At 31.8% G+C, this 9,062-nt stretch carries 9 protein-coding genes; 8 read left to right on the plus strand and 1 reads right to left on the minus strand.

Annotated elements, in window-relative coordinates:
- Positions 1 to 1,152 (minus strand): AVAST type 1 anti-phage system MBL fold metallo-hydrolase Avs1a (gene avs1a, locus ASE55_RS19655; RefSeq protein WP_056223638.1); only part of this gene is annotated, 1,152 nt, incomplete at its 3' end.
- A 239-nt stretch (positions 1,153 to 1,391) separates the two neighbouring features.
- On the opposite strand from avs1a, the gene ASE55_RS19660 reads away from it, so the two are divergent.
- The 8 genes from ASE55_RS19660 to ASE55_RS19695 all read left to right on the plus strand — a co-directional run.
- A complete protein-coding gene (locus tag ASE55_RS19660; protein ID WP_056223640.1) occupies positions 1,392 to 1,697 on the plus strand; it encodes a helix-turn-helix domain-containing protein in 306 nt (101 codons plus the stop codon).
- Entirely contained in the window at positions 1,694 to 2,923 is a 1,230-nt protein-coding gene (locus ASE55_RS19665) for a type II toxin-antitoxin system HipA family toxin (protein WP_056223642.1), read from the plus strand. Before ASE55_RS19660 ends, ASE55_RS19665 begins: the two co-directional genes overlap by 4 nt.
- A gap of 276 nt (positions 2,924 to 3,199) precedes the next feature.
- Positions 3,200 to 3,679, plus strand: a complete 480-nt coding sequence (locus tag ASE55_RS19670) for a hypothetical protein (RefSeq protein WP_056223644.1) — start codon at positions 3,200 to 3,202, stop codon at positions 3,677 to 3,679.
- Between the two features lie 195 nt (positions 3,680 to 3,874).
- Positions 3,875 to 5,473, plus strand: coding sequence for a type I restriction-modification system subunit M (locus ASE55_RS19675; RefSeq protein ID WP_056223647.1), 1,599 nt, complete (start codon positions 3,875 to 3,877; stop codon positions 5,471 to 5,473).
- Positions 5,470 to 7,299: a restriction endonuclease subunit S gene (locus ASE55_RS19680; protein WP_056223649.1), complete on the plus strand. Its 1,830-nt coding sequence runs from the start codon at positions 5,470 to 5,472 to the stop codon at positions 7,297 to 7,299. The genes ASE55_RS19675 and ASE55_RS19680 overlap by 4 nt, the downstream gene beginning before the upstream one ends.
- Before the next feature lie 12 nt (positions 7,300 to 7,311).
- Positions 7,312 to 8,085 carry a hypothetical protein gene (locus tag ASE55_RS19685; RefSeq protein ID WP_056223651.1) on the plus strand — a complete coding sequence of 258 codons (774 nt, stop codon included), beginning with the start codon at positions 7,312 to 7,314 and terminating at the stop codon, positions 8,083 to 8,085.
- Position 8,086: 1 nt separating this feature from the next.
- Positions 8,087 to 8,656, plus strand: a complete 570-nt coding sequence (locus tag ASE55_RS19690; protein ID WP_056223653.1) for a hypothetical protein — start codon at positions 8,087 to 8,089, stop codon at positions 8,654 to 8,656.
- Positions 8,657 to 8,659: 3 nt separating this feature from the next.
- Positions 8,660 to 9,062, plus strand: a 403-nt coding sequence (locus tag ASE55_RS19695; protein ID WP_131726121.1) for a DUF262 domain-containing protein, incomplete at its 3' end; no start/stop codon positions are given.

Here is a 9,062-nt window from a genome sequence, read left to right on the forward strand (position 1 = left end):
GTTACTACTTTCTATTATTTTATAATTAAATTTTGTTTCAAAGCTTTTATTTTTAAAACATTCTATGGAATCTAAATTGTAATTGAAATAAAGATTTCGGGTAAATTTGGTTTTTCTACATACTATTCTTGCAATTGTTTCATTATCAGGATGGTTGTGTGTTAATCCGTTTGTTGAAAAAATAAATTTATCCGAGTCAATATAATTTAGCAACTCGACACTTGTATTGTTTTTACTACCATGATGGGATACTTTTATTAAATCAAATTGTAATGGAAATTCTTCTTGTTTGTAGTGTTTTTTCAAACTATTTATAATTACCGTTGGATGAGAATCTGCTAAAAAAAGTAACTGGGTATTCTTAAATTCAATTATAAATGAAATTGAGCTTCCATTTGTTGCTGTATCATCTTCTACAAAAGGTTCATTTAAAAATTCTTCAATATTAAACAAAGTACTTGAGGACACTTTTTTTTTCTGTAATCTCCTTCTTTCTTTTTCTAATGATAGAATATATTCAAAGGCATCTTCATTAAAATCTGATAAATCTGAATCACTTGAAAAACCTTTTTTAAACAATTCTTTTTTCCAATATTTTTTTAAATCTTTCAATTTGTTATTATTTGGAGAAAGGACTTTTATGTAAATATCTTCTGATATTTTAATTTCTAATTCATTATCCGTAGAAATTGCATTCTCATTAAACTCAGAATTCCATGAATGCTGGTATTTATGGATCAATGAAGCTAAAGTAGAACCTTGTACAGCAGAAATATTTTTTTCAACTGTATTATTTTCTTCTTTTATAGTATAGTTAATTACTAATCTAGAAAGCGGTTTGCCTTTAAATATTAAATTATCATCAATACAATTTATATGTCGAAAGGAATTATGCCAAATGTTAGTGATTTCAATTATTGAATTTTTTTTATTTTCTTCTATAAACTTAATAATGCCTGATATATGGTCATTATCAATATGTGTTACTATCAAATGAGAAATTTTTTTATTCTCCTTTGCAAGTTCAAAAAGTTTTGGCTTAATATAGTTCTTATATGTGTCTACATAACCTCCATCAATTAATATAATAGTATCTTTTATTTCTAAAAGAAATGAATCTCCATTATTTGCTGGATAAATTGTTAAAGTCATAAGAAACGTGAAAAATTACTTATAAATTTAGAGAATATTATTGATACTTTTATTCAATGTTTTCTAAAATGATTTTTTTAACTGATTAGTGAAACATTACATTGTTATTTTTATATTCGCTCATAATTAAAATCCAATCATCTATTTTTAATTTATAGAATATACATTTGTGGAATTTCGTATATTTGTAATACAATAATATTATTTATAACCAAATCATAATAATAAATACTACTATTATGTTATTTATTTCTTTCTCTAAAGTCCAAAAAAAATTAGTTGATAATATCCGTGAGAGACGTTTGCAAATGGAACTTACGCAGGAAGGTTTGGCTGAAAGATCGGGTGTTCCTTTACCTACTTTAAGGAAATTTGAGCAAAAGGGCTTGATCTCTTTGGATTCATTCCTAAAATTGCTTTCAGTGGTTGGTGGGTTAGAAGAAATGGTTGATGCTTTAAAACCGAAGGAACAGAGTTTTAGATCTATTGATGATGTACTAAAATCAGAGGAAAAGTCTATTAAAAAAAGAGGAAGCAGAAAATGAAAATAGCCGTCAAAGAAATAAAAGTAGGATTGAATTTTGGTTCGATAATTCAACCTGTTGGACGTTTGGCAATTCGTAATGGCATCATCTATTTTGAATACGATGAAGAATTTCTTAAAAGCAAACTAGAAATCTCACCTATAAAACTTCCTTTGCAACGAGGCGTGATAGAACTTCCAAGGGATCCGTTTGAAGGTTTGGCTGGTGTTTTCAATGATAGCTTGCCCGACGGTTGGGGAAGATTACTCTTCGATCGTATGCTTCGCTCGGAAGGAATTTCTCCATCTGATATTTCACCACTTGACCGGTTAGCTTACGTTGGATTGCACGGTATGGGCGCATTGATTTTTGAGCCGGATCAGGGTCCCGAGAGTAGTAATGATACGATTGATTTGGACGTGTTGGCTAATCAAACTGAAGATGTTTTGCAAGGTGATTCGGAAGAAGTGATTGCAGAACTTTTAGCTTTGAACGGATCTTCTGCCGGAGCACGACCAAAGGCATTAATTGGAGTTGATACCGAAAGAAAAAATATATCGTATGGAGCGAATTTGTTAAACGATGGTTTTGAGCCTTGGATGGTAAAATTTCCAAACTCATTAGATGGCAAAGATGCGGGCGCAATAGAATACGTTTACGCATTAATGGCTGTAGATGCAGGAATTAAAATGCCTGAAGTACATTTATTTCCGTCACAAAAAGGGAATGGCTATTTTGCTGTTAAGCGTTTTGATAGAGAAGGAAATAAGCGTCTCCATATGCATACGGTGAGTGGACTCGTTCACAGTAATTTTAGGTTTCCATCTCTTGATTATGAAGATTTGTTATCATTGACGGGTGTTTTAACCAAAGATATTCGAGAAGTAGAAAAAATGTTTCGGTTCGCAGTTTTCAATGTTATGGCGCACAATAGAGACGACCATGCTAAGAATTTTTCTTTTCTGATGAATGAATTTGGAGAATGGAAATTATCACCCGCTTACGATCTTACTTTCTCATCTGGACCAGGTGGAGAACAAAGCACTATGGTAATGGGAGAAGGAAGAAATATAACAGTCAAACATCTGACTAAATTAGGTAGGGAAGCTAAACTATCAAAAGAATTCATAGAGAATGTTTGTGAGCAAACTAGTTCCGCACTTAGTAAATGGTCAAGCCTATCAAAAGATTTTGGAGTTAGTAAATCCAATAGAGAATTAATAAGTAGATTAATTAAAACATTTTAATATAAAATTTGGGCTATATACTGTTTAATCGGAAATTTAATCCAATTATCGGTAAAGAATAAGTACTATTAAATAATATTCAATGAAAAAGACAAATCATTAATTGACTGCATAATTTGTAATAATAAACATATTTTTCTCTTTGAATTCAAGGATTATGAGAGCATTAATAAATTAGATTCTATTTACGATTATAAAGAGGTAGAAAAAATAATCGAGAAAAATTTTGTCGAGAAAAATTTTGTCGAGAAAAAAGGAATCTCTCAATTAATTTCTATGATTAATAAATTAAAAAGCAATAGTGATTTTAAAGAAATAATTGCCAGAAAGAATATTAAACCTCATACTATCGAAATATATCCTGTTTTAGTATTATCAAATTCATTTTATAATGTTCCTTCTTTAGAGCATTACTTAAGTCTCAAAATGATGGAAAAACTTAGTATATTAAATTTAGGTGTTAAAAAAGTTCACAATCTTGCAATGATTGATTTAAATTCATTGGTTGAATTAACATATTATAATAATCAATTTGACTTATTAAAATGTCTTAAAGAATATGCCCTGAAAAAAAAGAAATTTAATGAAAATGTTATTTTACCCAATTACCCATCTTTTAGGGAATGTTTTATCGAATCTGATGTGGTGAAGAATGGTGATTTTCTCACCCAATTTTTAAAGTTAACAAACTTTGAAAATAATGAAGATATTAAATCTGTGCCTAAAGATTTTTTTAAACGAAAGAAAGGAAAGTAATTATTTTGCATTATTTTAAATGGGGAGAATCTCATTGTAATGATAAGGGTGTTTAATAATGAATTAAAAAAATAGATATTAAATGTAAAGATTCATCAATTTAAGTCTTCTGAACAATAATAAATTGATATATTTTTATAAATTCTAAGCAAAATTTTCTAAAAAGAATATTTGTTTGGTTTTCAATAAATTAAAATGACTCAAAAAAGTATCAAACAACTCGAAATAGAACTGTGGGAAGCTGCAGACGAATTAAGAGCCAACTCAAAACTGACAGCTGCGGAATACAAAGATCCTTTATTGGGATTAATTTTACTCCGCTTTGCTGAAAATAAATATGAAGAAGCCAAAGAACATTTGGCGGAAACTTTACCCATCAATCCAAGAACGAAACAAAGACGTGAAGCTACGAAAGATGATTTTGCTCAAGCTGGGGCTATGCAATTGCCTGAAAAAGCCCAATACAGTTATTTAGCAAGTCTGCCCGAAAGCGAAGATTTAGCGGAAGCCATCAACACTGCTATGAAACTGATTGAAGCTGAATATGAAGATTTAGCAGGTATTTTACCTAAAAATTATCAGGAACTTACGCCAGAAGATGATTCTGATAATAACCTCTTAGCAAATTTGATTCGTATTTTCAACAGCGATTCGGTGCGGAATGCAAAAGGTGATGTGTTTGGTAGAGTCTATGAATATTTCCTGATGAAACTCTCGATGATGGGAGCAGGTGCGCAGGAAGGTGGAGAATTTTTTACACCGCCGTCTTTGGTGCAACTCATTGTAAATTTCATTCAGCCAGATCACGGGATTATTCACGATCCTGCGTGTGGATCGGGCGGGATGTTTGTGCAAACCGCACATTTTATTAAAAACACCCAAAACAAAAGTGTGAACCAAGCCGTAACGGTTTATGGTACCGAATACAAAAGCAACAATACCCGTTTGGCGAAAATGAACTTAGCCATTCAGGGGATTGAAGGGCGAATTGCCAACAACAATTCTTTTTATTCCGATCCGCACGAGTTGTTTGGGAAATGTGATTTCCTGATGGCGAATCCGCCGTTTAATGTAGATAAAGTAGATGCTAAAAATAAGTTTTTGGCAGAAGACAAACGTTTGCCTTTTGGTGCGCCTTTAACCGGAAAAGGAACGATTGGAAATGCCAATTACCTTTGGATTCAGTATTTTATGTCTTACCTCAATCCTACGGGTCGTGCAGGATTTGTAATGGCTTCTTCTGCGACTGATGCAGGAAATGCCGAGAAAAGAATTCGCGAAGAACTGATAAAAACCGGCAATGTAGATTGTATTGTTTCAGTGAGCAATAATTTTTTCTATACCCGAAGTTTGCCTTGTCATCTTTGGTTTTTTGATAAAGGAAAACCGAAAGCGAACAAAGATAAAATTCTGATGATTGATGCGCGAAATGTGTATCGAAAAGTAAGCACCACCATCAATGATTTTTCTGAGGAACAGTTGGAAGGATTAACCGCAATAAAGGCACTTTACCGTGGCGAAAAACCGAAAGTTGATAAAGACAATACTTGGTTTAACGAACATTTTCCCGACGGAATTTATCGGGATATAGAAGGTTTGTGCAAAGTGGTAAATTTAGAAGAAGTTGCAGAACAGGATTACAGCCTTACACCGGGACGATATGTTGGGGTAAACATCGACATTGATATGGATTTTGATTACAAAACCCGAATGCAGGAATTGCACAGCGAATTAGCTGAACTGAATACCGAAGCCAACCAATTGATGAATCAAATTCAAGCTTTTAAGTTATGAGGGAAGGCGATGCACAGAGCTTGTCGAAAGGTTGGAAATATGCAACAATCCGAGATGTAGAAAATGGTTTTTACGATGGTCCTCACGCTACCCCAAAAGAGTCTGAGAATGGTGGTATTTTCCTAGGTATTAAAAATATTGATGAGAATGGAAAACTTGACCTTACTAATATTAGATATATTTCTAATGAAGATATGCCCAAGTGGACAAAAAGAGTTATTCCAAAACATAAAGATATTGTTTTTTCCTATGAAGCAACATTACATCGATATGCAATCATACCCAAAGGGTTTCATGGATGCTTAGGAAGACGTATGGCTTTATTACGAGTTAATGAAAATGCCGATTATAGATTCATTTACTATTATATGCTTGCTCCAATTTGGCGTAAAGAAATAGAAGGTAAAATTTTAAATGGAGCCACAGTTGATAGAATACCAATATCTAATTTTCTAGACTTTAAAATTCAACTTCCACCACTTGACACCCAGCGCAAAATCGCCAACATTTTATCAGGTTATGATGATTTGATAGAAAACAACCTAAAACGTATAAAAATTTTGGAAGAAATGGCACAACAAACCTACGAAGAATGGTTTGTGCGTATGCGTTTTCCGGGTTATGAAACTGCTGTTTTTGATGAGAATGGTTTGCCGGAGGGTTGGGAGATATTTAAACTAGGAGAATTATATGATTTAAAGTATGGGAAAAATCTTCCCCAAACCGAAATTCTAAAAGTAGGACAACACAATGTTTATGGTGCATCTGGAAAAATGGGATATTATTCAAAAAACAATGTTTCTGAGAAAAAGGTTTTGGTTACTAGTAGAGGTAATGGAAGTGGTGTAGTTCACAGAACTTACGAAAAAGAGAGTTTTGTAACTAATAATTCATTTGTTGTCAATACAAAACTGGGTTTAGGATACACATTTTATAATCTTATACATTTTGATCTGAGTAGGTTTAATTCAGGATCGGCACAACCGCAGTTAACTAATAGTGCTTTAAATAATGTTGAAATAATTAAACCGGAAAAAGAATTAATCGATCAATTTAACTTTGTTTCGGATATTCAAATTGAAATTATAGACAGTTTAATCGAACAAAACCAACGATTACGCGAGGCACGCGATATTTTGTTGCCAAGGTTGATGATGGGGATGATTGATGTTTCGGAAAGCTCTTTACAGCTTGAGGAAAGTTCAGAATCGAAACCAACTGATGCTAAAGTAATTCCTTTAGAACAACCTAAAAAAGAAGCTTCCAAAGAATTTAAAGAAGCAGTTTTGATTACTTGTTTAACTGAAAGATTTGGTAGTGAAAAATATCCTTTGGGCAGAAAAAGATATACCAAGCTTTCTTATCTCTTTCACAGATATTCAGACAATAAAATTCAGGATTATCTGAGAAAAGCCGCAGGTCCTTACAATCCAAAAACAAAATACGGTGGACCTGAAAAGATTGCGCTTACCAGTAAATATATTAAAGATTGGAAAGGCGAAAAGGGAACAACAGGATTTATAGTTGCTGACAAAATAGAAGATGCTAAAAAGTACTTTTCCAACTACTGGCAAATCGCAGATTTGGATTGGTTGACAAATGAGTTTAAGTTTAAATCTAATGATGAACTGGAGCTTTTGGCAACGGTTGATAATAGTTTGATAGAGCTTTCTAAGAAGAATCTTGAGTTTACCGCAGAAAATGTTTTGGACATTATAAAATCTGAAAAGGAATGGGAAGCAAAGTTGGAACGAACGATTTTTAGTGATGCAAATGTGGAGAGAGCGATTGGATTTTTGAGGGGAGTGTTGGAGTATGGGAAATAATTAAAAAACTAAATGAAAGAAAAAGAATTTAAATCATATTTAAAAAATGATGTAAAATATAGTGAAGGTACAATAACTTCAAGAATAAATAATTTGAAGCGAATAGAAAATCATTATGGTGATTTAGATATAAATTTCGCTAAAGATCAATTTCGAAAGTTATTTCTTGATCTAACTATCAAGAAAGGTAGTAAAGCTAAACATTCAATTGTCATAAAAGGTAATGATTATACAGGTACTGCTACTTTAAAGTCCGCGTTGGGATTATATTATGAGTTTAAGTTGTTAGATTCTAATTCTGAAGAAATCGTGATTGAGAATAAATCTACGAAGGACACTTTTGGATATCAGCATAATATAATTGAAGTTTTAAACAAGATAAAATATAGTGCCATAAAGTATAAAGGCAAAGTTGATGAATTACAAGCTGAAATCTATGATTCACTTGTCGAAAATATAATTGGTTGGAACTGGAAAATTGAGGAATCTATATCTACTCAATATAAGGATCGTGTAGATATTATAGGTATTAACCAGAAAGATGATTCAGTTATCGTTTTAGAATTGGATGCATCAAGAGCAGATCAAGTGGCAAAAAAATTTATTTCTAGACAATCCTTAATGGCTGATAAAAATATATTATACATATCTGTTTGCTATCCGGGTACAAAAAAAATGAGCAGAACTGAATGTGCAAAATATTTTGAATTTTGTTCTAAAATAACAGAGATGCTTGATAATCATAAAGCAAGAAAAGAATATTTGGGCTATTTCTTAAATAACTAAAATGAAAAAGGTAACTTATTTATTTGATCCAACTGAATTAATCAAGATTGATTATGAAATGCTGCAAACCTGTAAGGAAAAGTACTTCAGTTTTTTAAATGATAATCCTTTTCCTACGCCGCCGGGTACAGGAGCGTATTTTGAAATTATTAATTACCTGAAAAGAAAAGATATCAACAATCCTCAAAAAATAGGACCTTACCAGAATATTACAATTTTTGAAGCAGCCAATCGCATCGCTTCTGATTTGGTCATTATTAATGGGATTATTCAGTTAGTTCAAAATAATCCATTATTAGAAAATGCCCGTTTCACTGTAAGATTGGGAATCTTGCACGAAAAGGATAAGGGAGATTTTACCATCCATTTAGGAAATGAAGATTTTGAAGGAGAAGCTTTTAATGTTGCACCTTCTTTTTTGAATGTAAAACTTAGAAATACAATTTCCAAATGGAACAAAGAAGAAAACAGAGAAAAGCTAAAATATATTTTGGTGAACGATGAGGCTTTTGAGTTTATTACCAAGTCTCCTGATAAAAGGGTCTTTAGAGTTAAGGATTGGGAATTTTAATTTATGATAAAAGAAGAATTGCAAAACCAATTAAGCATTGGGACAATATCAATTAGCGATTTATTTACTAATAAATTGGCTATTCCAGATTTTCAACGTCCATACGAATGGACAGAGGATTTAGTAGAGAAATTATTTGAAGATATTGATGATCATTTTCTTAATAGAGATAGTAAAACTGATTTTTATCTTGGCTCTGTTTTATTATATCATACTAAAACGGATGTTTATAATATCATTGATGGTCAACAACGATTAACCACTTTTTTGATTTTAGATTCAATTTTAAGAAGTGAAAACTCTTGGTTGAATTCAGGTTTGAAATTTGAATTTCACAGTAGTATTTCTGTTAAAAATATTATTGTTATTAAAAATTATATTCAACAAATATCTTCACGATTTAGAT

The organism is Chryseobacterium sp. Leaf201 (assembly GCF_001421435.1).
Classification (GTDB): Bacteria; Bacteroidota; Bacteroidia; order Flavobacteriales; family Weeksellaceae; genus Chryseobacterium.

What these genes read in the sequence shown, in the direction of transcription:
- ASE55_RS19660 (WP_056223640.1), top strand. Translation starts at nt 1,392, where the DNA reads ATGTTATTTATTTCTTTCTCTAAAGTCCAAAAAAAATTAGTTGATAAT.
- ASE55_RS19665 (WP_056223642.1), top strand. Translation starts at nt 1,694, where the DNA reads ATGAAAATAGCCGTCAAAGAAATAAAAGTAGGATTGAATTTTGGTTCG.
- ASE55_RS19670 (WP_056223644.1), top strand. Translation starts at nt 3,200, where the DNA reads ATGATTAATAAATTAAAAAGCAATAGTGATTTTAAAGAAATAATTGCC.
- ASE55_RS19675 (WP_056223647.1), top strand. Translation starts at nt 3,875, where the DNA reads ATGACTCAAAAAAGTATCAAACAACTCGAAATAGAACTGTGGGAAGCT.
- ASE55_RS19680 (WP_056223649.1), top strand. Translation starts at nt 5,470, where the DNA reads ATGAGGGAAGGCGATGCACAGAGCTTGTCGAAAGGTTGGAAATATGCA.
- ASE55_RS19685 (WP_056223651.1), top strand. Translation starts at nt 7,312, where the DNA reads ATGAAAGAAAAAGAATTTAAATCATATTTAAAAAATGATGTAAAATAT.
- ASE55_RS19690 (WP_056223653.1), top strand. Translation starts at nt 8,087, where the DNA reads ATGAAAAAGGTAACTTATTTATTTGATCCAACTGAATTAATCAAGATT.